We start from the raw sequence: 26,437 nt of genomic DNA on the forward strand, positions 1-26,437 counted from the left end.
GGTCATTGAAGCAGTGCCCATCGGCCCGGCAGAGTGGAACGACTTTATTGGGCGGCTCTGTTGACACCGGCCCGCCCGAAGGCGTAGAGCGGACACTCCCCGATTTCCGGTCGTCTCACACCACACCTTCAAGGCTGTTAGGTTAGTCTTACCTAAGTTTGCATAGGGGGTAGGCGTGACCACGGGGAGTGTTTCGGATATGACGGTCAGGGGCTGCACGCATCCCGCAGGCTGTCACACCGGTGACCTGCCTGTTCTCGCCAGTGCCACGGTGGGGACACGGTTCTGGCTGCTTGTCGAGCACCCCGGCCCCTGGGCGTCCCACCTGGAGGACTGCCGACTTCCCGAAGGTGTGCACACCCTTATCAAACGGGCCACAGATCTCGGCGTCCGCCCCCAGCTGATCCGCCGCCCCGGGCGCCGGAACCCCACGGAGACCGGCATTCACGTCATGGTCGCCGACTCCGCGTCCGCCCACCCGTGGCTCGCCGAGGGCGTCGTCGCAGGTCCACACGATCTTGACCTGAACGCCTTGGTGGCCGGAGTGGTCCCGGAGTCCTGCATACTTGTGAGTGAGCCGGTTTTTCTGGTCTGCACGCATGCCAAGCGCAACGCGTGCTGCGCCCGCATTGGACTACCTCTCGCTCGGTCACTGGCGCGTGTGCTGCCAGACAGAGTATGGGAAACATCACATGTTGGTGGCGATCGATACGCCGCCAACCTAGTGTGCTTGCCACACGGCCTTTACTACGGCAGCATGTCTCAGGCTGCCGCGATCGCGGCAGCCGATGCGTACCGGTCCGGCGAGGTCATCCTCGACCGTTTCCGGGGACGCGCAGGCATCCCTGAGCCACTGCAAGCCGCCGAGCATTTCGTCCGTGCCCACACGGGCGAGCTCTCGGTCGGCGGAGTGGCCGTGGAGTCCTCCAGGTCGGACGGCATCACCACCGAGGCGTTTGTGCGCGGTAGTGGCGCTCGTTTTCGGGTAGTGGTTGAACCCATGACGCTGACAACGCCATGTGGTACGGCTTGCGCCGACACGATCACTACCTATCGGCTGGTCTCGCTGGACAGGCTCACCCCTGTGCGGTACACCACGCCCGTCTTGATCTGACTAAGGGAACATCACGGCCAATCCAGGCGTTGGACCCAGGGGCGTTGTAAGCGTCCAATGCGGCATCAACCCGGAATACCTCTCACTAGAAGGTGGTTTTCTCATGTCTCAGGTACGTCGGCAGACCGCCCGGCCACGGCCCAGCTGGGGCTGGCAGGATGACGCCGCGTGCCGGGGCGAGGACCTCGTGCTCTTCTTCGGTCCTGACGGTGAGCGTCAGCCTGAGCGTGACATCCGTGAACGGAAGGCCAAGGCCATCTGCGCCCAGTGCCCGGTCCGCGCGGAGTGCCTGGACTACGCACTGTCCCGTCCGGAGAAGTACGGCACCTGGGGCGGTCTGAACGAGGACGAGCGCGCCTCCGAGCGTCGCCGTCGTATGCGCCGCGCCGCCAGCGCCGGCATCAGCGCCGTCGCCTGAGCAGTACCCTCCACCCGGCTTCCCCCTTGACGTGTGATCTCGCTGATTCCCCTGCGAGATCACACGTTGTTGTGTACGGCCGGATGCTCCGCCCGCCGGCGGAGAACGCGGAGAGACTCCGGTCAGCCCTGCGGCGGAATCGGCGGAATGTCCCTCCGGCCGCGTGACGGCAGGGGCTTCACCTGGGAGGCCGAGCAGTTAGGGCAGCTCTGGTCCACCCACGGCGGAGTGGTGATGATCCCCTTTCTCCGCCACATGACGGCACGCCCGTCAGCGGCGTGATAGGCCTCGTAGAGATCTCCCCAGATGTGCAGGCAGCGCAGGCACTGGAAGTCCCAGTCCTCGGCGATGGCGTGAATCTCTCGCATGTGCTCTCTCTTCGCATCGGTGCTGTGGGGTCCGGGCGGCGAGCCGTCCGGCCTATATGCGAGAGACACCCAGCAGAATCAGCCGATGGGCCCCGGCCGGCGACGGGACCGGGAAGAACGCGGCGGCCACCGTACGGCCCGGCCGTACGGCCGGGAGCGGGCCCGCCGCGGGGGCGCGGAACGGTCCCGGCGCACCGGTCGGCGCGCACGGGCCTCGCCGGTAGCCGACCTCCTGAGAGGCCGGCGAGGCCGGCACCTCGTCGAGGGGGTGCGGGTCACCCGTGACCGTCTCGGCGCACGGCCGCTCGGCCATCAGAGCCGGATCCCCCGGATGCCAGCCGAGGCAGAGCCCCAGGCAGAGAAGGATCGCGATCCACCGCGCCGCCCTAAGGCACCTGGAGGATGCGCGTCCCCGCGAACCAGCTGTCACACTTAAAGGTTTACCTACTCAGAGTTAGCAAAACTCAACCCATAGTGATGGTTGGCGGACCGTCGAGAACAGAACAGTCGCCGGGTCGCTGAAACGGACGGCGCCCAGCCGGACCCGGGTGACGTGGGCGAACACCCCCCGCCCCCGGTGCGCCGGGGGCGGGGGTCGCGCGTCACCCCGGCGGCTCCGGGATGTCAGGGACGGTTCCGGCCGGACTTGCGCATCTCCTTGTGGATGATCTTCCACTTGTTCTGCAGTTCCTTACGGAGCCGCGCGTCACCTCTGGACGCCATCCAGGTGGCCTCGCGCTGGAGTTTGTTCCAGCTGTCCAGCCGCCGTTCGGGGAGCGAGCCGTCCTCGATCGCGGCGAGCACCGCGCACCCCGGTTCGCTGTCGTGCAGGCAGTCGGCGAAGCGGCAGCGCCTGGCGAGATCCTCGATGTCGGAGAAGGCCATGTCCACGCCCTCCCCCATGTCGTACAGGCCGATACGGCGGATGCCGGGCGTGTCGATGATGAGACCGCCGCCGGAGAGCGCGATGAGCTCGCGGTGCACCGTGGTGTGACGGCCCCTGGCGTCTCCGGCCCTGACCTGCTGGGTCTCCATCACCGACTCCCCTGCGAGCGCGTTGACCAGCGTGGACTTGCCCGCGCCCGAGGCCCCCAGGACCACGGCGGTGCGCCTCCCCTCCAGATGGCCGCGCACGATGTCGACGCCCTCTCCGGTGAGGGAGCAGACCGGGTGCACGTCCACCCCCGGCGCCGCGGTGGCGACCTCCCGCATCAGGAAGTCGAGGCCCTCGCCGATGAGGTCGGCCTTGGTGACGAGCACCACCGGCCGCCCGCCGCTCTCCCAGGCCAGCGCGAGCAGCCGCTCGATCCGGCCCAGGTCGGCGGTGTCGGTGGCGTGCAGGGCCGGTTCGGCGACGAACACGAGGTCGACGTTGGCCGCGAGCACCTGCCCCTGGGAGTCCCCGGACAGGCCGCTCCGGGAGACCCGGCCGACCCCGCCGCGCACGAACGCGGTCCGGCGGGGCAGGAGAGCCTCAAGCTCGAAGCGGCCCTCCGGCAGCTCGCGGAGCGCGGCCCAGTCCCCGACACAGGGCAGGGCGACCGGATCGGCGGCGGCGGCCCGCCGTACCTGGGCGCCGTAGTGGACCTGAAGCCGGCCGGAGGCGTGCAGCACCTCGGCGGCGCCTCGGTCGACCCGCGCCACCCGGGCGGGGGTCAGACCTGCGGGGAGCTCGGCGGCGAGAGAGTCGTTCCAGCCGAACGAGAACAGAGAAGAGAAATCGGAAAAAGCAGAGGAGAACAACGTGGGTACACCCTTTGGGATGGCGGGTGCCCCTGCTCGACGTCGGCTAGACGGGCACCCGGAGGCTGATTGACGGCAGGTTCATCAGAACGACCCGCATAGTCCTCACCTCCAGCGCCGGTGGCCGCCCGTCTCCGTGACCGCGGCCTCGGCAGCACCATACCCCAGGCCCACCCGTCCCCCGCAAACCCTTTTTCGCCGTGTCGCCCCGGTGTTCCCCCGCCTCCCCGCCGATATCCGCGTGTCCCCGTACGGCGGGCGGGCACGCCAAAAGGCCCCGGGAAGTCCACCGTGGATCCCGGGGCCGCACACCGATCAGCTCACAGACCGGGAGCCGGGAAGTGGCCGGTCATCTCCCGCACCTCACCGTGGACGCGGGTGACGACGTGCTTGGCCTCGTCCTCGTCCTTGGCCAGGGCACTGACGACCTGGTCGATCCAGGCGCCGATCTGCCGCATCTCGGCCACGCCCATGCCCCGGCTGGTCACGCCGGCGGTGCCGATCCGGATGCCCGAGGGGTCGAACGGCTTGCGCGTGTCGAAGGGCACGCTGTTGTAGTTGGTCTCCAGACCGGCCCGGTCCAGGGCCTGCGCGGCGGGCTTGCCGCCGATGCCCTTGGGGGTCAGGTCGAGCAGGATCAGATGGTTGTCGGTGCCACCGGAGACCAGGTCGAAGCCCCGGCCCTTGAGCTCCTCGGCCAGCGCCTGGGCGTTCAGGACGATCTGGCGCGCGTAGTCCTTGAAGTCGTCGGCCGCCGCCTCCTTCAGCGCCACCGCGATGGCCGCGGTGGTGTGGTTGTGCGGGCCGCCCTGCAGGCCGGGGAAGACGGCCTTGTTGAGCGCCGTGGCGTGCTCGTCGGAGGTGGCCATGAGCATCGCGCCCCGGGGACCGCGCAGGGTCTTGTGCGTGGTGGTGGAGATGACGTCCGCGTGGCCGGCCGGCGACGGGTGGGCGCCACCGGCCACCAGACCGGCGATGTGGGCGATGTCGGCGGCGAGGACGGCGCCGGCCTCACGGGCGATCTCGGCGAAGGCGGGGAAGTCGATGGTGCGCGGGATGGCGGTGCCACCGCAGAAGATCAGCTTGGGCCGCTCACGGAGGGCGATCTCCCGCACCTCGTCCATGTCGACCCGGCCGGTGTCCTGGCGCACGCCGTACCGGACCGGGGTGAACCACTTGCCGGTGGCCGAGACCGACCAGCCGTGGGTGAGGTGACCGCCGAACGGCAGGCCCATCCCCATCACGGTGTCGCCCGGCTTCAGGAAGGCCAGGTAGATGGCGAGGTTCGCGGGCGAGCCCGAATAGGGTTGCACGTTGGCGTGGTTCACGCCGAACAGGGATTTGGCCCGCTCGATGGCGAGGGTCTCGATCTGGTCGATGACCTGCTGGCCCTCATAGTAACGCTTGCCCGGATACCCCTCGGAGTACTTGTTGGTGAGGACGGTGCCGGTGGCCTCAAGAACGGCCTTGGAAACGTAGTTCTCCGAGGCGATCAACTTGACGGTGTCGGCCTGACGGCGCTCCTCCGCCCTGATGAGCTCGGCGATCTGCGGATCGACGTTAGATAGAGAACCCATGGCGCCTTCACTCCCCTGTCATGGTTGACAACGCACGGAGACCCAGGCGTACGGCCTCCGCTTCTTCCGCTCCCCGGTGGTCTCTCCCACCCAATGCGCCAGTCGCGCTTTAGACGATAGCGGACCTGTGGTACTCAGCCCGCACGGGCGGCGCGGCCTGAACCGTCCACAGGCCAGAGCCGGTCCACCTCCGCGTTGAGCGTCGCTCCGATGAGCACCGCCAGCGCGGTGATGTACAGCCACAGGAGCACCGCGATCGGAGCGGCGAGCGAGCCGTAGATGGAGACCGGGGAGAACCAGACGGCCAGCACCGCACGGAGTACGGCGGCGCAGGCGATCCAGATGATGAGGGCGAGTACGGCCCCCGGCAGCTCCCGCCACCAGCGCGTCCGCACCGGCACGCTCACGTGGTAGAGCAGGGTGAGGAAGAACACGGAGCCGACGACGACCACGGGCCAGTAGAGGCTGTTCACCAGCCCGGCGTAGTCGAGGGGCAGGGCGGCGCGCAGCACCACCGGGCCCAGCACGAGTACGGGCATGACCAGCAGCCCGACCATCAGGCCGGCGAGGTAGAGGCCGAAGGACATCAGGCGGGTGCGGATGATGCCGCGCTCCTCGCCTAGCCCGTAGGCGACCGAGATCAGGTCCACGTAGACGAACAGGGCCCGCGAGCCCGACCAGAGCGCCAGCAGGAAGCCCAGCGAGATCAGCGAGACCTGGTTCTCGGGGTTCAGCACGTCGTCGATGAGCGGGGTGACGACGGTGTTCACGGCGTTGTCGGTGAAGAGCAGATGGGCCTGGGTCTCGATCCAGGTTCTGACGTTCTGCACCGTCTCCGGGCCGAACACCCGGGTGAGCTGACCGAGCACGCCGATCAGGCCGAGCATGAACGGCGGCAGCGACAGCAGCGCGAAGAAGGCCGCCTCACCGGCCAGACCGGTCACCCGGTAGGTGACGCCCGCGTTCGTGGTGGCGCTCGCCAGTGCCCACGTGTCCGTGCCGCGCACCCAGGACAGGCCGGCGCGCAGGCGGGCCCGGCGCCCACGCGGTGGGCGTCTTCCGGGTCCGCGCCGGCCTGCCGGAGCGTCGGTGGACGTCATGTCACCCAACGGTATGCCCAGCGTCTCTTGATCACGAGTTCACTCGGCAACGATCGAATCTCGGGTGCGTTGCCGCCGCTACCTGCGGTAAAACGCGTCGGCGTCATCCACGTCGACGATCCGGGCGCCCAGCGGCAGCAGCGAGACCGGGATCAGCTTGATGTTGGCGATCCCCATCGGGATGCCGATGATCGACAGAAAGAGCGGGATCGAGGTCAGCAGGTGACCGATGGCCAGCCAGATCCCGGCCACGACACACCAGATCACATTCCCGACGGTGGACAGGCACCCCGCGCCGGGGTCGCGTACCACGGTTCGCCCGAAGGGCCACAGCGCGTAGGCGGCGATCCTGAACGACGCGACGCCGAACGGGATCGTGATGATCAGAATGCAGCAGACGATGCCCGCGACGACATAGCCGATGGCCAGCCAGATCCCCGCGAACACCAACCAGATGACATTCAACAGAGTGCGCATGATCTGAGCATGTCAGGTGGAACACGACCCGCTCCATCGGGTGCGTCCCTGAGAGATCCCCGATGCGAGAGGGGCCCGCCCCCTACCCGGCGCTCCGGCGAACGCCTGGGCGATCCCCGCCCACGTCCGCGCGGTCTCGCCCCGCACCTCCAGGAAGGTGTCGTCGAGATGGCGGCGCTGGACCACGAGCAGGCAGAAGTCGAGGGCGGTCCCCCTGATCAGGTCCGGAGCCCCTACCGGCCCGGCCGTCCACCACGACCCGTCGGGCATGGTCAGCTCCACCCGCAGAGGGCGGGGCGGTGGCGGCAGGCCCCGCACCGCGAAGCCGTACGGGATGGCCAGGACCCCGATCGTCACCACGTGCCTGAGCCTGGCGGTGGGGATCCGCACCACCCCGAGGGCGTCCGCCACATCCTGCCCGTGAGCCCAGGTCTCCATCAGCCGCGCGGTGACAAAGGACGCGGCGGACATGTCGGGTCCGTACCAGGGCAGTCTGGTGCCGGGGTCCAGCCGGGCGAAGACCTCCAGGCACCGGGCCCTGGCCTCGCGGAACCAGTCGTGGAGCCGGGCGGGGCCGAGGTCGCGGGTGGAGGCGGCGATCTCGTCCGCCGCGGAGTCGCCGCGGGCCAGGAAGGCCGGCAGCGTGACGCGGAACCCCTCGGGGTCGGTCGCGGCGGTGACGGCGGCGTCGTCGAAGTAGGCGAGGTGGCTGATCTGGTCGCGCACCGCCCAGCCCTCCGCGGGGGTCGGCAGCTCCCAGGCGGCCGGATCGAGTCCTTGGATCATGGTGTCGAGCTCGTCGGTCTCGGCGCGTAGATCCGCCAGCAGCTCGCCCATCAGGCCCACGGCACCTCCTCGTCAGGGTTCAGGCAAGGGTAACGGAGCGATGTTCTGGAAGGAACTCCCTTAGAGATCTTCTATGCCGGCGTTCCGCGCGGAACTCCCGCACAGGCTCCCGCACAATGGGAGGGTGATCTGCGACAGGTGCAAGGACCGCAGGCACGACGAGTGCCGGGGCGGCTCATGGTGCGACTGCCAGCACCAGGCCCCCGATAACGCGGATGAGGTCAAGGAGTCCGGCCTGAGCCGGCCACGCCAAGGTTGAGCCTGGGAAGAGTCCAGATTTTGGACCACACATTGGACATCTCGGGTCATCAAGGTATCGTCGTGACCATGCCAGCGGACCCGTTGCTCGTCGTGCGACGCCACGTCGACCTCCTGCGTGTCCGCAGTGCCATCTGTTGCGACGTCCGTTGACCGTCGCCCCTTGCTGATTTCGTCCAGCCCGGGCGCGTGACAGGCGTCCTTCTCTTTCGCGACCGAACACCTCACCGCGCTCGGCCATGAGGCGGCGAGAATCGCCTGCGCGCGTCCGGAAATCATCTCACCGATTCGCCGAAGGAGACGCGCGCTCATGACGACTCCCGCTCAACCAGCCACCCCCCCGCGTAACGAAGGCCAATGGGCCCTCGGGCACCACCAACCCCTCAACCAGAACGAGGAAAACAAACACCACGACAACGGCCTCAACGTCCGCCACCGCATCATCAACACCTACGCCAAGCACGGCTTCGACTCCATCGACCCCACCGATCTGCGCGGCCGCATGCGCTGGTACGGCCTCTACACCCAGCGCAAGCCCGGCATCCACGGCGGCAAAACCGCCATCCTCACCCCCGAGGAACTCGACGACCGCTACTTCATGCTCCGCATCCGCATCGACGGCGGCCGCCTGACCACCACCCAACTCCGCGTCATCGCCGATATCTCCACCCAGTACGCCCGGAACACCGCCGACGTCACCGACCGCCAGAACATCCAGCTCCACTGGATCCGCATCGAAGACGTCCCCGACATCTGGGACCGCCTGGAAACCGTTGGTCTATCCACCACCGAAGCCTGCGGTGACACCCCCCGCGTCATCATCGGCTGCCCCCTCGCCGGCATCGACGCCGACGAAACCATCGACGCCACCGACCACATCCGGCAAATCCACGACACCTACATCGGCGACCCCGCCTACTCCAACCTCCCCCGCAAATTCAAAACCGCCCTCAGCGGCTGCCCCGCCCACTGCACCGTCCACGAAATCAACGACGTCGCCTTCGTCGGCGTCATCACGCCCACCGGCCAGGCCGGCTACGACCTCTGGGTCGGCGGCGGCCTGTCCACCAACCCCATGCTCGCCCAACGCCTCGGCGTCTTCGTCGCCCCCGACCACGTCAACGCCGTCTACGGCGCCGTCCTCGGCATCTTCCGCGACTACGGCTACCGCCGGCTCCGCCACCGCGCCCGCCTGAAATTCCTCCTCAACGACTGGGGGCCGGAAAAATTCCGGCACATCCTGGAAACCGAATACCTCGGCCACCCCCTGCCCGACGGACCCGCCCCCGCGCCCCCTCGTGGCGGCCGCCGCGACCACGTCGGCGTCTTCCCCCAAAAAGACGGCAACCTGTCCATCGGCTTCGCCCCCAGAGCCGGCCGCCTCAACGGCACCCTCCTGCACCTCATCGCCGATCTCGCCGAACGACACGGCTCCCACCGCGTCCACACCACCGTCGAGCAGAAGATGGTCATCCTCGACGTCCCCCCCGGCCAAGCCGACCACCTCGTCACCGAACTCGACGCCCACGACCTGCCCGTCCACCCCTCCACCTTCCGCCGCCAGACCATGGCCTGCACAGGCATCGAATTCTGCAAACTCGCCATCGTCGAAACCAAAACCGTCGCCGCCGACCTCATCGACGAACTCCAGCGCCGCCTGCCCGACTTCGACCAGCCCCTGACCATCAACGTCAACGGCTGCCCCAACTCCTGCGCCCGCATCCAAACCGCGGACATCGGCCTCAAAGGACAGCTCGTCACCGACCACACCGGGCAACAGGTCGAGGGGTTCCAAATCCACCTCGGCGGCTCCCTGGGCGCCGCCCCCGGCTTCGGCCGCAAAGTCCGCGGCCTCAAAACCACCACCCGCGACCTGCCCGACTACATCGAACGCGTGCTCGGCGCCTACACCAAACAACGCGACCCCGACGAGACCTTCTCCCAGTGGGCCCGTCGCGCCGACGAGACAGACCTCACATGACCCCCCGCCACCACAGCGCCGCCGGCCACAAGCACACCCACACCACTAGCAACGACCACCGCGCGGGGAGAAGCCGATGAGCGAGCGAGCCGTCCCCTTCCACTGCCCTTACTGCGGCGAGGAGGACCTCCAGCCCCACGAGGACCACGGCGGCTGGTACTGCCGCTCCTGCGCCCGCGCCTTCAAACTCACATTCCTCGGACTCGGAGCGCGGTCATGACCCGGAGCCAAGGCACGACCACCCACCCGGCGCAGAGACAAAGACAGAAGCGGGAACAGAGGAGAAACAAACACCCGGAGGAGAAGAAGGAGGTGAACAGCCGATGACCACCGTCGACGCCGACATCCGATCACCCCGGCACCGCGACCCCCTCGACCTGCGGCACCTCGTCGAATCCGCCGGACGATTCCTGCACGACGCCCCCGCCCCCGAAATCATCCGCTGGGCCGCCGCCACCTTCGGCGACCGCCTCTGCCTCACCTCCTCCATGAGCGACGCCCTCCTCATCCACCTCGTCAGCCGCGTCAAACCCGGCATCGACGTCCTGTTCATCGACACCGGCTACCACTTCCCCGAAACCCTCGGCACCCGCGACGCCGTCCGCCACGTCCACGACATCAACCTCATCGACGTCACCCCCACCCGCACCGTCGCCGAGCAGGACCACGACCTCGGCCCCCGCCTCTTCGGCCGCAACCCCGACCTCTGCTGCCACCTGCGCAAAGTCGAACCCCTCAACCAGGCCCTGCGCCCCTACCTCGCCTGGATCTCCGGCATCCGCCACGACGAGACCACCACCCGCACCACCGTCAAACCCGTCGAATGGGACCCCAAACGCCAGATGGTCAAGATCAACCCCATCGCGCGCTGGACCCAGGACGACGCCGACACCTACATGACCGACCACGCCATCCTCCTCAACCCCCTGCACCACGACGGCTACCCCTCCATCGGCTGCGCCCCCTGCACCCGCCGCGTCGCCCCCGGCCACGACCCCCGCAGCGGACGCTGGGCCGGAACCGCCAAAACCGAATGCGGCCTCCACCAATGACCCGGTACACCCGCAACACGGCCACGGCCTGGTACCCGCGCGAGGCGACCACGGCCCGGCGCGTGTGCGCCGGGCCGTCCGGGCCGTCTGGGCCTCCGCTGATCGCGGTGGCGCACGGGTCACGCGACCCGCGCGCCGCCGCGACGGTGGAGGACCTGCTCGACCTGGTACGGCGGGCACGCCCAGAGCTCACCGTGCGTACCGCCTACCTCGACCACGCCTCCCCGACGATCGCCATGGCACTGTCCGGGCTGTCGGAGGCGGTGGTGCTGCCGCTGCTGCTCACCGCCGCCTACCACAGCCGCGTGGACATTCCCGGTGCGCTGGCCGAGGTGACGGCCCGCAGACCGTTGCACGTGCACCGGGGCGCCACGCTGGGCCCGCATCCGCTGATGGTCGACGCTCTGGAGCGGCGACTGGCCGAGGCCGGGGTGGAGCCGGGCGACCCCTGCACCGCGGTGGTACTGGTCTCGGCCGGTTCCAGTGACCGGCGGGCCAACGCGACGGTCGCCGGAATCGCCGGGGACTGCGCCCGGGGGCGTGATTGGTGGTCGGTGACCGCCGCCTACGCCTCGGCCACCGGGCCCACACCCGCGCAGGAGGTCCGGCGACTGCTCGGCGCCGGGGCGCCACGCGTGGTGGTGGCCCCCTATCTGCTGGCCCCGGGGCACTTCGCCGACAAGGTCCGCGCCGACACGCTGGCCTCGGGCGCCGATGTCGTCGCCGACGTGCTCGGTGCCGCCCCGGAGCTCGCGACCATCCTGGTCGAACGCTACGAGCAGGCCCTGCGCCCGGCGGTCCAGCCGGCCACCGCCTGACCTCGGTCCCGCCGGCCGGGAGGGGGCACCACCCCGCGGGCCCACGCCCCGGGGTGGACGGCCTAACGGTGCGGGTCGGGCGGCGGCAGAGCCTGCCGAGGCTCGCTCATGAGCTCGCCGCGCAGCTCACGCCACTGCTCCCGCCAGGCGGCCCAGGGTTTCTTGACGGGTTTGGCCCGGGAGTCGCCGATCACCTTCACATCGCCCATGATCACATAGGCTCGAACCCGGATGAGCGGCACGTTCGTACCGGCGGGCGCCTCGATGACCTGGACCTTCTTGTCCCCCATGATCGCGACGCCGTCGAGTTCGACATCCACCCCATCCGGAACGATGATCTTCACATCGCCCATGATCACGGTGGCGACGATGTCCACCACGTCGGTGCGGACCTCGGCCTCACGCAGATCGAGCACGACGTCGCCCATCACGGCGACGGCGCCGAGCCCCTGGTCGATCCGCCACTTGCCGCGCCGTTTGGAATCCCCCATCACGGCCACGAACCACCGCCGCGCCCTGCCCTCCCGCGCCGCCACGGGCTGGGCGGGGACGTGGGCGACGCCGGGCGCCCCCTGACCGTCGGACGGCAGGTCCGAGGTGATCACGACCAGCTCGGCCTGGGTGACGGCGGTGTAAGCCGCCTCCGTGCGCTCGGTCAGCTCTCCAAGTGTCAGACGGCCCTCGACGGAGGCGACACGCAACCGCTCGACGGCGGCCTCCCGCTCGGCGTCTGAGACCCGTATTGCACCGGGATCGTTCATAACTCACAACATATCGCGAGTTGATGGAACGGTGGATCCTTCGTAAGGAGGACCCGGTGGACTACACCTACCGGAACCGGTGGACACGTGGGCCGCCCCGGACCCGCCCGTGCGGCGGGACAGGTTAGGGTCCCCATCATGTACGAAGAACTTCTGGACGCGGTGGCCGTCAACGACGCCGAGCGGGTGGAGCGCCTGCTCCAGGGTGGGACGAGCGCGGATCCGGACGGCGCGGCGGAGACGACGGCGCTGTACGCGGCCTCGGCCGGCGGCCGGGTGGCGATCGTGCGCGCGCTGCTGGCCCACGGAGCCGACCCGAACCGGATCAGCGGCGGTGAGGAGGAGGGCCTGCCCCTGTGCGCGGCCGCGGCCTGGGACCACGTCGAGGCCCTGGAGGCGCTGCTGGGCGCCGGAGCCGCTTTGGCCGGGCGGGAGGGCCGGGGATGGACCGCGCTACTCTGGGCCGCCTCCAACGGGCAGGACGACGCGCTCCAGACGCTGCTGAAGGCCGGGGCCGACCCCGAGGACGCCAACGACGACGGCGAGACCGCGCTCACCCTGGCCGTCCGGCGCGGGGCGCTGGGCGCCGTACGCGCACTGCTCGGTCACGGGGCCTCCCCCTCCCGGCCGGACGGGGAGGGCGACACGCCACTGGCCATCGCCTACGACTGGCTGGGCACGCAGCTGGAGAGCGCGCTGCTGGAGCAGGTCACCGAGCAGGCTCCCGACGGGTCCCAGTTCGTGGTGGGCCGGACCCGCGCCAAGGACGGCACCGACCTGGTGACCGTCGCCGCCGTGGGGCCCGACGGGGAGCGCGTGATCGAGTTGCGGTGCCAGCGCGGTCACGCGGCCGTCGCGACCCTGCTGGAGGACGCGACCGCGGAACGGCTGCCCTTCGACGAGCTGGTGGAACGGGCGCTGCCGTACCGGGACGTCGACGAGGAGGCGGAGACCTGGTGGACGGTGGCGGGCTCGCTGAGCCGGCGGGGGGACGAGGAGACCTTCGAGGCCGCGGCGCGGCTGTGCGCCGCGGAGGATCCGCGCAAGCGGGAGTTCGCCGTGGACGTGCTCGCGCAGTTCGGCTTCACCGAGGACGGCAAACCGTTCCTCGAACGGACGCTGCCGATCCTGCGGCGGATGGCGGCCACCGAGGGCGACGAGCGGGTGCTGCGCTCAGTGCTCGGCGCGCTCGGCCACCACGCCGACCCCCGGGCCCTGCCAGAGGTGCTGGAGATCATCACCGCCGGCGGCTGGACCCGCACCCAGGCCGACCCCGCCGCGCTGGCCGCCGTCCTGCCACCCGGCCACGCCGACGGGCTCGCGCTGCTCGTCTCGATGTCGGAGGACTCCGACGAGGAGGTGCGCGATTGGGCGACCATGGGCCTGGCGTGCCTGACGGAGGACACCGAGCAGATCCGGGACGCGCTGGCCGCACGGCTCGACGACGAGGACCTGACCACGGTGGCCGAGGCCACCCGGGGCCTGGCCGTCCGGAGCGACCCGCGGGCGCGACGAGGTGTGTCCCGGGTGCTCGCCGAGAGCGACGAGGACGACGACTACATCCGCGACCTGGTCAAGGATCTCTGACCGCGGATGGAGCCGGAACCCCGTCGCGCCTCCCGGGGCGGGCGTGGTTTACCCGTTGTGCTCGCGCGAGCAGAGGAGGCCGGGTTCTGTGGAATGCGACAGTCCTCGAAAACGAGACATTTTTGTCAGAACCCGGCGAAGGTTTGGCCGGGTTCCCGGAGGCCGCGCGTGACCGATGACGTCTTCAACCAGGCTCCCCCGTTCACCGGCCACGATCTGTCGTCCTCGGACGCCGCGCTCCTGAGCGGGGTGGTCCGGGAGAACGCGGGCTGGGCCACCGGGGAGCTGCGCCGGCTCGGCGCGCTCGCCGGCTCCGAGCGGGCCGGGGAGTGGGGGCGACTGGCCAACGAGCACCCGCCGATCCTGCGCACCCACGACCGGTACGGCCGGCGGATCGACGAGGTCGAGTTCCATCAGGCCTGGCACGAGCTGATGACCGTCGCGGTCGAGAACGGTCTGCACGCCGCCCCCTGGGCAGGCGACCGGCCGGGCGCGCACGTGGCCCGCGCGGCCAAGTTCTACCTCTGGACCCAGGTTGAGGCCGGGCACGGCTGCCCGATCTCCATGACCTACGCCGCGGTCGCCGCGCTGCGTCAGGACCCCGCGCTCGCCGCCGAGTGGGAGCCGCTGCTGGCCTCCCGCGACTACGACTTCGGGCTGCGTCCGCCGCTGGAAAAGCGCGGGGTGCTGGCCGGGATGGCCATGACCGAGAGGCAGGGCGGCTCGGACGTCCGTGCCGGCACCACCCGCGCCGAGCGCCTGGGCGACGGTTCTTACGCCCTGACCGGGCACAAGTGGTTCAACTCCGCGCCGATGTGCGATGTGTTCCTGGTCCTCGCCCAGGCCCCCGGCGGCCTGTCGTGCTTCCTGCTGCCCCGGGTCCTGCCCGACGGCACCCGCAACGCCGTCCACCTGATGCGGCTGAAGGACAAGCTGGGCAACAGGTCCAACGCCAGCGCGGAGGTGGAGTATCACGGCGCGACCGCCCGGCTGGTCGGCGAGGAGGGCCGGGGTGTGCGGACGATCATGGAGATGGTCAACATGACCCGGCTGGACTGCGTGATCGGCTCGGCGGCCGGCATGCGGTACGGCGTGACACGGGCCGTCCACCACGCCACGCACCGCGCGGCGTTCGGCAGAAGGCTGATCGACCAGCCGCTGATGCGCAACGTCCTGGCGGACCTGGCCCTGGAGTCGGAGGCCGCGACCACGCTGATGACCCGGCTCGCCGGGGCCGCCGACCGGGCCGTCGCCGGGGATCCCGCCGAGAGCGCGCTGCGCCGTACCGCACTGGCCGCCGGCAAGTACTGGGTGTGCAAGCGCGCGCCCGCCCACGCGGCCGAGGCGCTGGAGTGCCTGGGCGGCAACGGTTACGTCGAGGAGTCACAGCTGCCCCGGCTGTTCCGCGAATCCCCGCTCAACGGTATCTGGGAGGGTTCGGGGAACGTGGCGGCGCTGGACGTGCTCCGCGCCCTGGGCCGCGAGCCCGAGGCGCTGGAGGCGTTCTTCGCCGAGGTCTCGCTGGCCGCCGGGGCCGACCGGCGGCTGGACGAGGCCGCCGGACGGCTGCGCGGGTCTCTGGGCGACCTGACCGGCGTCGAGGCCCGCGCCCGCCGCGTCGCCGAGGAGATGGCCCTGGTCCTGCAGGGCTCCCTGCTGGTACGGCTGGCTCCCCCGGCCGTCGCCGACGCCTTCTGCGCCTCCCGGCTGTCGGCCGGGGCGGGTCGCGCCTTCGGCACCCTCCCCGCGGGCCTGGATCTCAAGGCCGTCATCGACCGGGCCGTCGTCGGCTCTCCCGTCGACTCTCCTTGAGCGCGGGGCCCCGGGCTCCCGCCCCGGGGAGAAGGGCACCCGATCATCCCCGGCGTCCCCGGTGAGAACCCATCGGCCGCCGCCCGGCCGTCAGGCCGAAGATCCGTTATCTGACCCATCCCTGGCGCCTCTGATGGTAGGCCGCCACGGCTGAGGCGGCCTGGGCGTCGTCGGCCAGCAGCCGGGCGAGCCGGTCCAGCCGGTGGCTGGCGCAGAGGGCGTAGCTCTCGGCCCACCACTCGGAGGAACAGTCCCGGTATCGGTCCAGGACGAGGAGCGGGCGGCAGGAGCTCATGATCCGCCGCCATTCGGGGGTCTCGTCCATCTCGTCCAGGTCACACAGCACGTGCCCGATCATGTGATGGACCAGTGCCCCCGACGAGTGCGCCCCGCCCGCGATGACGACCGTGCGGCCCACGTAGATTCCCGCGGAGTGCGCCGCCACCCGGGCGTCACAGGAGTCGTCCGGTTCGGGCGGCTCGGGAAGCACGTCCGCGCCGAGCCAGATCCCGTCGAGGTCCTCGGCCAGCCGGGTCGCCAAATGGGCCGGGAGAACGGCCAGTTCGTCCACCGCGATCACCAGATCGCGGCGCGGCGTCCCGGACCAGTGCCTGTGGATCACCCGCTCCAGCACGCCGCAGTCGCGGGTGCCGTCCCGCGGCAGCGGGTCACGGTGTCCTGTACGGCTCGAAGGGGGGGTCCTCATGCGGAGCGCTCCGTTCTGCCGAAGAAATGTTCTCCGGTGGTAAACGTCCACCGGAGTGGCGTTCATTACAGGTGGAGACATGGATATTCATTGATTTCAGCGAGGCAAAGAAGCGATCTTTCAGCGGCGGGTGTCCATTGGCTGGTCTACTCTCGGCCCTCGAAAGGCGATCGATATCGCAGTCGCGATCGATTCCCCCAAAAAGGATTAATCATGAGAATCAACCTGAATGGACCGGGGGCGGCCTGTGTCCTCCTCCTGTCGGGCACCCTTGTCGCCCCACCGCCGGCCTCCACCGCCGACCCGCCCTCCCGGTGCGCGGCCGAGGTCGCGCGGGCGGTCGAGGAACAGCTCGCGAAGGCGCCACAGGCACGGTTTATCCCACCGGACACGCTCTCCTACGGCGACGGCTCCGAGGTGATAACGTTCCGGCCGCCGTCCTGCGGGCCGGCCCGCCGAAGCGCGGAGCGCGACTGCGACGGGGACGGCGTCCTCGACAACGCGGTGTGCCTCTACGACCGCCGGGCCTTCGAAGGGTCCCGGCAGGCCATCAAGGCGACGGGGGCGAGGAGACTGAACTGGACGGGCGTCATCATGTCCATCAGGAACGACCGTCCTTTTGTTTTCCTCGTCAAGAAAAGCCGCGGTGACGACGGAGCCTGTTTCCCCTCCGGAGAGGGCTACGGCAATGTGAGCGACATCAGCGAACAGCGCTGGGTGAATGCCCATCCCAGCCTGCGCAGATGTCCTTGACCCCCGGACGCCTCGAACGGCCGTGACTCCGGCGGGACGCCGGCCGCGGCGTCCCGTCCAATCGGCCGGGGGCGGACCGTGAACGGGTCGCGGATCGACGGGGGCGCAACGGCGGCGCAACGGCCACGGATCGACGGTGACCCGGCGGCGGCCCCGCTACAGCCCGGGGCCCCGCCGGTCACGAGGTCCTCCCGGCCCCGTTCACCCATCTGCCGGCGAGATACGTCCGATACTCCTCGACGGCGGGACGGGCTCCCCCCGGGCCGCCCGTCCCCCCGACCCTGATCAGCTCGGTCGCCAGAAGCCCCCCGGTCGCCGGGCTGACGACGAACACCCCCAGCAGCGGGCCGTCCTCGAATCCGAACGCCTCCCCGGGTCTCCCGCTCCGGTCCCTGACCCGCCCGAACAGCCTCAGGTCGTCCTGGGCCGCGAAGACCCTCCACAGAGCCGCCGACAGCGCCGGCTCCACCACGTCGTGGGAGTGCAGGTTCTCCACCGCCCTGACCAGGCGGCGCGTCACCGTCATGGTGGTCTGCGGCTCACTGCCGAGAAGCTGCCCGCGCAGCTCCGGGGCCGAACGCGACAGCTCGGCCGCCCGTGGCCGCAGATCCGCGGCCAGGCCGGTGTCCCGATCCGCGACCAGGCCGACGCCCCGGTCCGCCGGAGGCCGGGCCCGCCCGGCCTCCGGCGGAATCTCCGCCTCGCCGCCCCCGAACGGCCTGCCGGCCGTCCTCACCCTGAGGTAGGTCCCCCGCCCGCTCACCGGCGTCCATCGCCGGACCACCCACGGCACGACCTCCGAGGTGGTGCCGGCCGGTGCGACGGTGGTGGCGGGCAGCCACTCCTCGGTCGTGACGTAGCCCCACGGGCGCGTCACGGGGCGCGGCCGGTCCGCCGCGATCGCCGCCAGCTCCAGCAACCTGGCCGACGCCCTGGGGAAGACGGCCATCGGGCGCGGCGAGGGGGCAGGCAGGGGCTCGGTGTTCGAGATGCGCGTGATCCTCGCCAGATCCTCCGTGATCCGCGGGCCGACGCGCCCGGCGACGGGGGACGGTACGGCTCCGGCGGAGGGCGGGGTGCGCGGGGCGCCGGGCGGGAGACACAGGGAGATCACCGTCGCCGCCGCGGCGCCCAGGGCAGCGACCGCCAGGGCCGGCCCCCTCCTGCGGGTCCGCCGGGAGGCGATGTCGCGCAGGATCCTCCGGAGGATCTCCTCCTCGTCCCCCCGGCCCATCCTCTGCCGCACCTCGTGCGGGAGGACCGGATTGTGCCTGACCATGAGCTCACGGACCTCGTCGCGGCCCTCGGCGGTCACCTGCCTCCCTCCCCGCACCACAGGCGCATGCCGCGCAGCAGCTCCGCCAGCCGCAGCCGGGCCCGGCAGAGCCGCACCCGGACCGCGTTGGGGGTCAGGCCGAGGACCCTGCCGACCTCCTCGATCGCGAGGTCCTCCCAGTAGTGCAGGCGGAGAATCTCCACGTCCTTGGGGCGCAGGCGCGCCATGGCCGTCTCCATCGCGGTCCTGACCTCTTCCTCGTCGTGTGCTCCGTCGCCGGGCTGGTCGGACGGGAGCTGTCTCAGCAGCCCGACCAGCCGCTGTCTGCGCCCCTCTCCACGCGTGGCGTTCCGCACGTGCCCCCAGGCCACGCGGTACAGCCAGGCGACGACGGCCCGTTCGTCGTCCTTCGGGATCCGGTGCCTCTTGTGCCAGGCGGTCTGGAAGGTGCAGGAGGCGATGTCGTCGGCCCCCGTGAGGCCGACCCGGCGGGCCGCGTACGCCCATACGGGCTCATAGAAGGTGCGGAACATCCAGTCGAACCACTTATCCTCTTCCTCCTTCGACATGGCCGCCCCTTCTCCACCCGCCGTCATGGTTCTTATGTCCAGCACCAAGGGATCGATTACAGATGTCACCCGAACGGTCACGGAAAGTTGTGGCGGGTCACGGCGGGGGCGGTGCCGCGCGGCCCGGGTGGCGGCCGGAAAAGGCCGACGGCAACGGACGCTCCGGGGACGAGCTCCGTGATCTCGGCGAGTAGGGTCGGTCGTGGTTAACGCTTCGTGATCGAAAGGACATCGGCATGGCGACGACACGCACCGCGACGACTCAGTGGAAGGGCGCGCTCCTCGACGGATCGGGCACCGTCTCGCTGGACTCCTCCGGGGTGGGCACATTCGACGTCTCCTGGCCCTCACGGGCGGAGAAGGCCAACGGCAAGACCTCGCCGGAGGAGCTCATCGCGGCCGCGCACTCCTCCTGCTTCTCGATGGCCCTCTCCCACGGGCTGGCGCAGGCGGGCACCCCGCCGCAGTCCCTGGAGACCCAGGCCGACGTGACCTTCCAGCCCGGTGAGGGCATCACCGGGATCGTCATCTCGGTCCGCGGCCAGGTCGAGGGGCTGTCGGCGGAGGAGTTCCAGCAGGCGGCCGAGACGGCCAAGGCCAACTGCCCGGTCAGCAAGGCCCTCGCGGGGACCACGATCAGCCTCAACGCCGAGCTGCTGAGCTGATCACCCCCGTCCGTGACCGCGCCCTGCCCTCCAGTGGCGCGGTCACGCGCGGGGAAGAGGGCGCCGAGCGCCCTCCGCCATCCCGGTTCACCCCGCCCCGCGACCGGTGAGCGCGCACGTCAGAGCCTCACCGCCGAGGTTCCACCACTACCCGGGGACACATACACTCAAAAGCCCCCGCCCCACCGGGCAGACCATCCGAAGGCCAAGGCGCCCGACCTCGTCGTGCCCACCCCCGCGGCCGTCCGGCGAAGGCCCGTCCCGGCCGCTCGCCGGCGATCAACGGAGCGGACGGCCCGAGAGGAGGACGTGACACCCCGTGGGCTCCCCCGCTCCCGCAGGACGGACCCGAGCCCGTCCGACCATTCGTGTTCCCCCGCCGGCAGGGCGACAAGAACGACGACACCCTGCACACGAGGGCTCAACTGAGGGAGAATAGGGCCACATGCGCGAGATCTGGCCGGGAGAGGCGTATCCACTCGGCGGCACCTGGGACGGCGCGGGCACCGGATTCTCGCTGTTCTCCGAGGTGGCGGAGCGGGTCGAGCTGTGCCTTTTCGGGGACGACGGCCGCGAGGAGCGCGTTGACCTGCCCGAGGTGGACGGGTTCGTGTGGCACGGCTACCTCCCGGGGATCACGCCGGGACAGCGGTACGGCTACCGCGTGCACGGCCCCCACGACCCCTCGCGGGGCCACCGGTGCAACCCCGCCAAGCTGCTGCTCGACCCTTACGCCAAGGCCGTCGAGGGCGGTCTGACGTGGGACGAGTCGCTGTTCTCCTACTCCTTCGCCGACCCGGCCACGCGCAACGACGACGACAGCGCCCCCTTCATGCCGAAGAACGTGGTGGTCAACCCCTTCTTCGACTGGGGCAACGACCGGCCGCCCCGCACGCCGTACCACCAGACCGTGATCTACGAGGCGCACGTGCGCGGGCTCACCATGCGCCATCCGGCGGTGCCCAAGGAGCAGCGCGGCACCTACGCCGGGCTGAGCCATCCGGCGGTCATCGACCACCTGCTGAGCCTGGGCGTCACCGCGGTCGAGCTGATGCCGGTGCACCAGTTCGTGCCCGAGCACGCGATGGTCACCCGGGGGCTGACGAACTACTGGGGCTACAACACGGTCGCCTACCTGGCCCCGCACGCCGCCTACTCCGCCTCCGGACAGCGGGGCGAGCAGGTGCTGGAGTTCAAGGCGATGGTGCGGGAGCTGCACGACGCCGGGATCGAGGTCATCCTCGACGTGGTCTACAACCACACGGCCGAGGGCGACCACATGGGGCCCACACTGAGCTTCCGCGGCATCGACAACGCCGCCTACTACCGGCTGCACGACGGCGACCGGCGCCACTACCTCGACTACACCGGCTGCGGAAACTCCCTCAACGTCCGCTCACCGCACGCGTTGCAGCTCATCATGGACTCGCTCCGCTACTGGGTGCTGGAGATGCACGTCGACGGGTTCAGGTTCGACCTGGCCGCCGCCCTCGCCCGGGAGCTGCACGACGTCGACCGGCTGAGCGCGTTCTTCGACCTGATCCAGCAGGATCCGGTCATCTCCCAGGTGAAGCTGATCGCCGAGCCGTGGGACGTGGGGCCCGGCGGCTACCAGGTGGGCAACTTCCCGCCGCTGTGGACGGAGTGGAACGGCAAGTACCGCGACAGCGTGCGGGACTTCTGGCGCGGGAACGGGTCCGCGCTGCCGGAGTTCGCCTCCCGGCTGACCGGCTCCGCCGACCTCTACGCCACCTCCGGGCGCCGCCCCGTGGCCTCCATCAACTTCGTCACCTGCCACGACGGGTTCACGCTCACCGACCTGGTCTCCCACAACCGCAAGCACAACGAGGCCAACGAGGAGAACAACCGCGACGGCACCGACGACAACCGGTCGTGGAACTGCGGCGCCGAGGGCCCGTCGGAGGATCCGGAGATCCTGCGCCTGCGCCGCCGCCAGCGCCGCAACCTCCTGACCACCCTGTTCGTCTCGCAGGGCGTGCCGATGCTGTCGGCGGGCGACGAACTCGGCCGGACCCAGGGCGGCAACAACAACGCTTACTGCCAGGACAACGAGGTCTCCTGGGTCGACTGGTCGCTGGTCGACGAGGAGAGAGGGCTGCTGGACTTCGTCAGGAGCCTGTCCGAGCTGCGGCGCGGGCATCCCGTTCTCCAGCGGCGCAGGTTCTTCCACGGCCGCAAGGCGGACGACGGCACCCGGGACATCGTCTGGCTCACCCCCTCCGGCGAGGAGATGTCGGCCGCCGACTGGCACACCGGCTACGCCAAGTCGCTGACCGTCTTCCTGAACGGCGACGCCATCACCGAGCCGGGCGCGCGGGGCGAGCGGATCGTGGACGACTCCTTCCTCCTGCTGATCAACGGTCATCACGAGGACATGACCTTCACCCTGCCCGACGCGAGGTACGGGACAGAGTGGCGGGTCGTGATGGACACCGCCGACGAGGGGCCCGGAAACCCGCTCGCCGACCGGTCCCTGCGGCCGGAGACCGGGACCGCGGTGACCTCGCGCTCCATCCGGATCCTGCGCTGCCGCCGCCCCTAGAACCCGCTCGCGACCGCCGCGCTGAGCAGCACCAGGACGAACGTGGTCACCCCCACCACACCGTGCAGCAGGACGGCCAGGACGGGGAAGCGCTGCTCGGCGCCGCGCGCGTGCCGGCCCCCGCCCAGCCAGCGGGTGAACATGGCGAAGCCCAGCAGTGCGGACGCCGCGAGCACGCCGAAGGACAGCCAGGCGTAGGTCCGGTCGTTGGTGAGCACGTAGGTCACCCAGCACCCCAGTGCGGAGACCGCCAGGGCCGGGTGGGCGAAGACCAGCGCGGCGGGAAATCGGGTGACCTTCGTCGCCTGTTGACGCAGTCCCCCACCGGAGAGCCAGAGATAAAGCAGGTAGACCCCGAGCATCGCAGTGATCAACCATGTCACGATCGCGACCAGCCCCACACAACCTCCCCGATGTTCTGGAGGAATCATGTAACGACATCTCCCCGATGTCACTAGGAGCGTCTAATCCGTTATCGTCCGTGTTGGGAACGTTCCATACGACCCCCGCGCCGGGCCCTCCGTACCGCCCCCCGCACCGGGCCCCCGCGCGGGGCAGGAGTCTCCGCTGTGCCAGGGTGGGGGAATGCGCCTCATCCATCCCGCGGTCTCGGACGACGTCGATCTCGCGCGGGCCTACGCCTATCCGGACGGCCGGTGTGTCCGGCTCAACATGGTGGCCAGCGCCGACGGCGGGACCTGGCTGGAGGGGCTGTCCGGCGGACTGTCGGGCGGCGGTGACCGGCGGATCTTCGGGGTGCTGCGCGGCCAGGCCGACGTCATCCTGGCGGGGGCGTCGACGGTCAGAGCCGAGGGGTACGGCCCGGCCCGGCCGAGGGAGTCGTGGCGTGAGCTGCGGCGGGGACGCGCGGCGGCCCCGCCGGTGGCCGTGGTCACCCGGCGGCTCGATTTGGATCTGACTGGCCGGCTGTTCGCCGAGGCCGAGCCGTACGCGCGGACCATCGTCGTCACCTGCGCCGCGGCGCCCCGCGAGCGGCGTGAGGAGGCCGCCGGGCACGGCGAGGTGATCGTGGCCGGGGACGACCGGGTGGACCTGGCGGAGGCGGTCGGGCAGCTGGCCGCGCGTGGCCTGGAGCGGGTGCTGTGCGAGGGCGGGCCGAAGATCAACGCGCAGCTCGCCGCGGCGGACCTGGTCGACGAGTTGTGCCTGACGGTGAGCCCCATGCTGATCGGCGGCGACGCGGCCCGGGTCCTGAACGGCCCGGTATCGGTCACCCGCCTCCGGCTGGCCCACGTGCTGGAGGAGGACGGTTTTCTTTTCACCAGATATGTCCGGACGCCCGGCTGAACGGGCGGGCATCGGGACCGCCCGTGCCGGCGCCCGCCCGCGCCCTCGGAGACGTGGAGGCCCGCAGGCCCGGGACGGCGCCGCGCCCGGCGACATCCGAACCGATCAAAACGGCGTTCGCATAGACACGAAGGCCAAGAAGCGTTATATCTCGAACATGGCACGATCATCATCGGGCGACGAACTTCGAGCCGCCGTCGGAGCCCGCCGCGAGCTCGGCCCCGAGTATGAGGACTCCCTCGTCGAGGGTTTCCTGGAGAAGGTGGACCTGGAGATCGACCGGCGGGTGGACGACCGGGTCGCCGCCCGCGCCAAGAAGGAGAGCCCCGCGATCCGCCCCTCGCTGGACGCCGGCCAGCGGCTGGCCCTGGCCATCATCTCCCTGGCGCTGGGCGTGCCGGGAACGGTGGGACTGGCCTTCGCCGATCTGGGCGACTCCCTGGGCTTCGTCCTGGTGCTCATGTGGGTGGGGATCATCGGGGTGAACGCCTCCTTCACCCTCGGCCGGCGGCACCGCTCCGGCTGACTCCCGGGCACGGACGCCCCCGGTCAGCCGTCCGCCTCGTCACGCGCCCTGCTGGGCTGGACGCGCTTCGGCTCACCGGGCATCTTCGGATAGGTCGGCGGATAGGGCATGTCCTCGCCTCCGTCACGCTCGAACCACTCCAGCAGAGGCTCGATGGAGAACGCCCGCCCGTCGATCGCGGCGTGCACGTCGCCAAGTTCGGCGAACCGGGCGGGGACCGTACGGATGTCGAAGTCGCGGGGGTGAGCGTCCACCAGCTCGTCCCAGGTGAGCGGGGCCGAGACCGGGGCGCAGGGCCTGGCCCGCACCGAGTAGGCGGCGGCCAGGGTCCGGTCACGGGCGTTCTGGTTGTAGTCGAGGAGGACCCGCTCCCCCCGCTCCTCCTTCCACCACGCGGTGGTGGCCAGTCGTGGCAGGCGTCGTTCCACCTCCCGGGCGAAGGCGATCGCGCCGCGACGCACCTGGACGAAGTCCCAGCGCGGTTCGATCCGCACGCCGACATGAACGCCCCGGCCACCGGAGGTCTTGGGAAAACCCGTCATGCCGAGTTCCCCGAGGACCTCGCGGACGGCGAAGGCCACCTCGCGGGCCTGCTCGAATCCGGTGCCCGGCTGCGGGTCGATGTCGATGCGCAGCTCGTCGGGGTGGTCGACGTCACAGGAGCGGACCGGCCAGGGATGGAAGTCGATGGTCCCCAGGTTCACGCAGTAGGCGACGGCCGCGACCTCGGTCACGCGGAGCGTCTCGGCGGCGCGCCCGCTGGGGAAGCGGACCTCGGCCGTCTTCATCCACTCCGGGCGCCCGGGAGGCACGCGCTTCTGGTAGATCTCCTCCCCCTCGATCCCGCCGGGATAGCGCCGGAGATAGGTGGGGCGGTCGTACAGGGCGCGCAGGACCCCCTCCCCCACGCTCAGGTAGTACTCCATCAGCTCACGCTTCGTCACCCCGATCCGGGGGAAGTAGATCTTGTCGGGATTGGTGAGCCTGACCGTCCTGCCTCCGACGAGAAGCTCCGTGTGCGGCGACGCCATACGTCCGACCGTACTCTCCGTGACCGCTCACACCCGGTTCCGCCCCGGCCTCGTCCCGGCACCGTACGGGCGGGGTGGGCGGGACGGGTGGGTCCGCCCCGGAGCCGCTGCGGCGGCGGGACCGCGCACTCAACGGGACGGACCGTATGACCACCCGTCTCGCTCTCCGGTCCCGGGCGCTGGCGCGCCACCCGGCCGGCGGCATTTCCAGCCGTCCAGTTGATCCTTGGACGACCTGACGGATGATCTCACCCCTCAACAGGAAGGCGAAATACCCCCCACATCTATAAAGACGCCAAATCGGGCATCAATGGATGCTTCACCCTCAAGATTTTTCCAAGCCCCGGGGGTCCGCCCCCTCGGTGCCCTGGGAGAACGCCTCCCGGCGATTCCGGACGGCGGTGTCCCCTCCCCTTCCACCGTCGACACCACGGGGAGCGCATAGGCTTGGGACATGGACAAGGTGGTCAAGAGCGACGCCGAATGGCGCGTCCAGCTGTCTCCCGAGGAGTTCCGCGTCCTCCGTCAGGCGGGCACGGAGCGCCCTTTCACCGGCGAATACGTCGGCACCAAGACCGAGGGCGTCTACAGCTGCCGGGCCTGCGGAACGGAGCTGTTCCGTTCGGACGCCAAGTTCGACGGTCACTGCGGCTGGCCGAGCTTCTACGAGCCGTCGAAGTCCGACGCGGTCACCCTGATCGAGGATCGCTCGCTGGGCATGGCCCGCGTCGAGGTCCGCTGCGCCACCTGCGACTCCCATCTCGGCCACGTCTTCCACGGCGAGGGCTACCCGACCCCCACGGACGACCGCTACTGCATCAACTCGGTGTCCCTGCGGCTGGAGCCCGCCGAATAGGCCCCGGACGGGCCCCGCGTTCCACCGGGGGCGCTTCCCGCGCCCCGGACACCGCAATCGACCTCGCGGGAAGGTGAGGAGGACCGTTCGCCGGGTAAGGCGACATCACTCGTGGTATGCGAGCACCTCCGAAACGTGTTCTTGCTCAAGGAGCGGCCGTGCATCTCCGGCACAGGTGGGAGATCGTGGAAACCATCGGCAGAGTGATCACCCAGCGCTGCAGGATCTGCGGCAAGACCAGGATCCGGGTGATCTGACCGGACGGGAACGTT

28 protein-coding genes and 1 riboswitch are annotated in these 26,437 nt (G+C 70.2%); of the genes, 15 read left to right on the top strand and 13 right to left on the bottom strand.

The genetic code is table 11. From position 1 onward, the window contains the following. Window positions 1-199 precede the first annotated feature (199 nt). Window positions 200-1,114 carry a sucrase ferredoxin gene (locus ABZ194_RS02040; protein WP_355591480.1) on the top strand — a complete coding sequence of 305 codons (915 nt, stop codon included), beginning with the start codon at window positions 200-202 and terminating at the stop codon, window positions 1,112-1,114. A 103-nt stretch (window positions 1,115-1,217) separates the two neighbouring features. Then, window positions 1,218-1,532: a WhiB family transcriptional regulator gene (locus ABZ194_RS02045; protein WP_012893126.1), complete on the top strand. Its 315-nt coding sequence runs from the start codon at window positions 1,218-1,220 to the stop codon at window positions 1,530-1,532. Window positions 1,533-1,654: 122 nt separating this feature from the next. On the opposite strand, the gene ABZ194_RS02050 is transcribed toward ABZ194_RS02045, so the two are convergent. From ABZ194_RS02050 to ABZ194_RS02080, 7 genes are all read right to left on the bottom strand, one after another. Beyond that, complete coding sequence (locus ABZ194_RS02050; protein WP_355590937.1) at window positions 1,655-1,900, bottom strand: hypothetical protein; 246 nt, start codon at window positions 1,898-1,900, stop codon at window positions 1,655-1,657. A 52-nt stretch (window positions 1,901-1,952) separates the two neighbouring features. Next, window positions 1,953-2,213 carry a hypothetical protein gene (locus tag ABZ194_RS02055; protein ID WP_355590940.1) on the bottom strand — a complete coding sequence of 87 codons (261 nt, stop codon included), beginning with the start codon at window positions 2,211-2,213 and terminating at the stop codon, window positions 1,953-1,955. A 311-nt stretch (window positions 2,214-2,524) separates the two neighbouring features. Further along, window positions 2,525-3,544, bottom strand: a complete 1,020-nt coding sequence (gene rsgA, locus ABZ194_RS02060; protein ID WP_355590943.1) for a ribosome small subunit-dependent GTPase A — start codon at window positions 3,542-3,544, stop codon at window positions 2,525-2,527. 419 nt (window positions 3,545-3,963) lie between these two features. Then, the gene (gene glyA / locus ABZ194_RS02065) at window positions 3,964-5,220 is read right to left on the bottom strand and encodes a serine hydroxymethyltransferase (protein ID WP_355590946.1); all 1,257 of its coding nucleotides are present in this window, start codon (window positions 5,218-5,220) and stop codon (window positions 3,964-3,966) included. 33 nt (window positions 5,221-5,253) lie between these two features. Beyond that, window positions 5,254-5,336: riboswitch (ZMP/ZTP riboswitch) on the bottom strand. Window positions 5,337-5,354: 18 nt separating this feature from the next. Further along, entirely contained in the window at window positions 5,355-6,320 is a 966-nt protein-coding gene (locus ABZ194_RS02070; RefSeq protein ID WP_355590949.1) for a YihY/virulence factor BrkB family protein, read from the bottom strand. Between the two features lie 78 nt (window positions 6,321-6,398). Then, a complete protein-coding gene (locus ABZ194_RS02075) occupies window positions 6,399-6,797 on the bottom strand; it encodes a YccF domain-containing protein (RefSeq protein ID WP_355590952.1) in 399 nt (132 codons plus the stop codon). A gap of 12 nt (window positions 6,798-6,809) precedes the next feature. Further along, entirely contained in the window at window positions 6,810-7,634 is an 825-nt protein-coding gene (locus ABZ194_RS02080) for a TIGR03084 family metal-binding protein (protein ID WP_355591483.1), read from the bottom strand. A gap of 336 nt (window positions 7,635-7,970) precedes the next feature. On the opposite strand from ABZ194_RS02080, the gene ABZ194_RS02085 reads away from it, so the two are divergent. From ABZ194_RS02085 to ABZ194_RS02105, 5 genes are all read left to right on the top strand, one after another. After that, complete coding sequence (locus ABZ194_RS02085) at window positions 7,971-8,054, top strand: putative leader peptide (RefSeq protein WP_350917820.1); 84 nt, start codon at window positions 7,971-7,973, stop codon at window positions 8,052-8,054. Between the two features lie 157 nt (window positions 8,055-8,211). Continuing rightward, window positions 8,212-9,882, top strand: coding sequence for a nitrite/sulfite reductase (locus ABZ194_RS02090; protein ID WP_355590955.1), 1,671 nt, complete (start codon window positions 8,212-8,214; stop codon window positions 9,880-9,882). A gap of 76 nt (window positions 9,883-9,958) precedes the next feature. Next, window positions 9,959-10,102 (top strand): Insertion element protein, encoded by a 144-nt coding sequence (locus ABZ194_RS02095; RefSeq protein WP_355590958.1) that lies wholly within the window; start codon window positions 9,959-9,961, stop codon window positions 10,100-10,102. A 103-nt stretch (window positions 10,103-10,205) separates the two neighbouring features. Beyond that, a complete protein-coding gene (locus tag ABZ194_RS02100; protein ID WP_355590961.1) occupies window positions 10,206-10,934 on the top strand; it encodes a phosphoadenylyl-sulfate reductase in 729 nt (242 codons plus the stop codon). Continuing rightward, window positions 10,931-11,752: a sirohydrochlorin chelatase gene (locus ABZ194_RS02105; RefSeq protein ID WP_355590964.1), complete on the top strand. Its 822-nt coding sequence runs from the start codon at window positions 10,931-10,933 to the stop codon at window positions 11,750-11,752. The genes ABZ194_RS02100 and ABZ194_RS02105 overlap by 4 nt, the downstream gene beginning before the upstream one ends. A gap of 62 nt (window positions 11,753-11,814) precedes the next feature. Here the strand turns inward: ABZ194_RS02105 and ABZ194_RS02110 are convergent, their stop codons facing one another. Next, window positions 11,815-12,513, bottom strand: a complete 699-nt coding sequence (locus tag ABZ194_RS02110; protein ID WP_355590967.1) for a DUF1707 domain-containing protein — start codon at window positions 12,511-12,513, stop codon at window positions 11,815-11,817. A gap of 138 nt (window positions 12,514-12,651) precedes the next feature. On the opposite strand from ABZ194_RS02110, the gene ABZ194_RS02115 reads away from it, so the two are divergent. Together ABZ194_RS02115 and ABZ194_RS02120 are read left to right on the top strand one after the other, a co-directional pair. After that, window positions 12,652-14,100: an ankyrin repeat domain-containing protein gene (locus tag ABZ194_RS02115; RefSeq protein ID WP_355590970.1), complete on the top strand. Its 1,449-nt coding sequence runs from the start codon at window positions 12,652-12,654 to the stop codon at window positions 14,098-14,100. Between the two features lie 168 nt (window positions 14,101-14,268). Beyond that, a complete protein-coding gene (locus ABZ194_RS02120; protein ID WP_355590973.1) occupies window positions 14,269-15,912 on the top strand; it encodes an isovaleryl-CoA dehydrogenase in 1,644 nt (547 codons plus the stop codon). 106 nt (window positions 15,913-16,018) lie between these two features. On the opposite strand, the gene ABZ194_RS02125 is transcribed toward ABZ194_RS02120, so the two are convergent. Then, on the bottom strand, window positions 16,019-16,618 hold the full coding sequence (locus ABZ194_RS02125; protein WP_355590976.1) for a hypothetical protein: 600 nt from the start codon (window positions 16,616-16,618) through the stop codon (window positions 16,019-16,021). Window positions 16,619-16,831: 213 nt separating this feature from the next. On the opposite strand from ABZ194_RS02125, the gene ABZ194_RS02130 reads away from it, so the two are divergent. Further along, window positions 16,832-17,371: a hypothetical protein gene (locus ABZ194_RS02130; RefSeq protein ID WP_355590979.1), complete on the top strand. Its 540-nt coding sequence runs from the start codon at window positions 16,832-16,834 to the stop codon at window positions 17,369-17,371. Between the two features lie 178 nt (window positions 17,372-17,549). Here ABZ194_RS02130 and ABZ194_RS02135 read toward each other — a convergent pair whose 3' ends face one another. Further along, window positions 17,550-18,686, bottom strand: coding sequence for a hypothetical protein (locus ABZ194_RS02135; RefSeq protein WP_355590982.1), 1,137 nt, complete (start codon window positions 18,684-18,686; stop codon window positions 17,550-17,552). After that, window positions 18,683-19,216, bottom strand: a complete 534-nt coding sequence (locus ABZ194_RS02140) for a sigma-70 family RNA polymerase sigma factor (RefSeq protein ID WP_355590984.1) — start codon at window positions 19,214-19,216, stop codon at window positions 18,683-18,685. The genes ABZ194_RS02135 and ABZ194_RS02140 overlap by 4 nt, the downstream gene beginning before the upstream one ends. 236 nt (window positions 19,217-19,452) lie before the next feature. Between ABZ194_RS02140 and ABZ194_RS02145 the strand changes: the two genes are divergently transcribed. Together ABZ194_RS02145 and glgX are read left to right on the top strand one after the other, a co-directional pair. Then, entirely contained in the window at window positions 19,453-19,881 is a 429-nt protein-coding gene (locus tag ABZ194_RS02145; RefSeq protein ID WP_355590986.1) for an OsmC family protein, read from the top strand. Between the two features lie 445 nt (window positions 19,882-20,326). After that, window positions 20,327-22,444 (top strand): glycogen debranching protein GlgX, encoded by a 2,118-nt coding sequence (glgX, locus tag ABZ194_RS02150; protein WP_355590989.1) that lies wholly within the window; start codon window positions 20,327-20,329, stop codon window positions 22,442-22,444. Here the strand turns inward: glgX and ABZ194_RS02155 are convergent. Beyond that, a complete protein-coding gene (locus ABZ194_RS02155) occupies window positions 22,441-22,845 on the bottom strand; it encodes a hypothetical protein (RefSeq protein ID WP_355590992.1) in 405 nt (134 codons plus the stop codon). The two genes, glgX and ABZ194_RS02155, sit on opposite strands and share 4 nt — an antisense overlap. A 184-nt stretch (window positions 22,846-23,029) precedes the next feature. On the opposite strand from ABZ194_RS02155, the gene ABZ194_RS02160 reads away from it, so the two are divergent. Next, window positions 23,030-23,752, top strand: coding sequence for a pyrimidine reductase family protein (locus ABZ194_RS02160; RefSeq protein WP_355590995.1), 723 nt, complete (start codon window positions 23,030-23,032; stop codon window positions 23,750-23,752). A 157-nt stretch (window positions 23,753-23,909) separates the two neighbouring features. Further along, entirely contained in the window at window positions 23,910-24,278 is a 369-nt protein-coding gene (locus tag ABZ194_RS02165; RefSeq protein ID WP_355590998.1) for a hypothetical protein, read from the top strand. Window positions 24,279-24,301: 23 nt separating this feature from the next. Here the strand turns inward: ABZ194_RS02165 and ligD are convergent, their stop codons facing one another. Then, window positions 24,302-25,309, bottom strand: coding sequence for a non-homologous end-joining DNA ligase (gene ligD, locus ABZ194_RS02170; protein ID WP_355591001.1), 1,008 nt, complete (start codon window positions 25,307-25,309; stop codon window positions 24,302-24,304). Window positions 25,310-25,763: 454 nt separating this feature from the next. Between ligD and msrB the strand changes: the two genes are divergently transcribed. After that, on the top strand, window positions 25,764-26,165 hold the full coding sequence (msrB, locus tag ABZ194_RS02175; RefSeq protein WP_355591004.1) for a peptide-methionine (R)-S-oxide reductase MsrB: 402 nt from the start codon (window positions 25,764-25,766) through the stop codon (window positions 26,163-26,165). Window positions 26,166-26,437 lie beyond the last annotated feature (272 nt).

It is taken from the genome of Streptosporangium sp. NPDC006007 (assembly GCF_040614315.1).
GTDB lineage: Bacteria > Actinomycetota > Actinomycetes > Streptosporangiales > Streptosporangiaceae > Streptosporangium.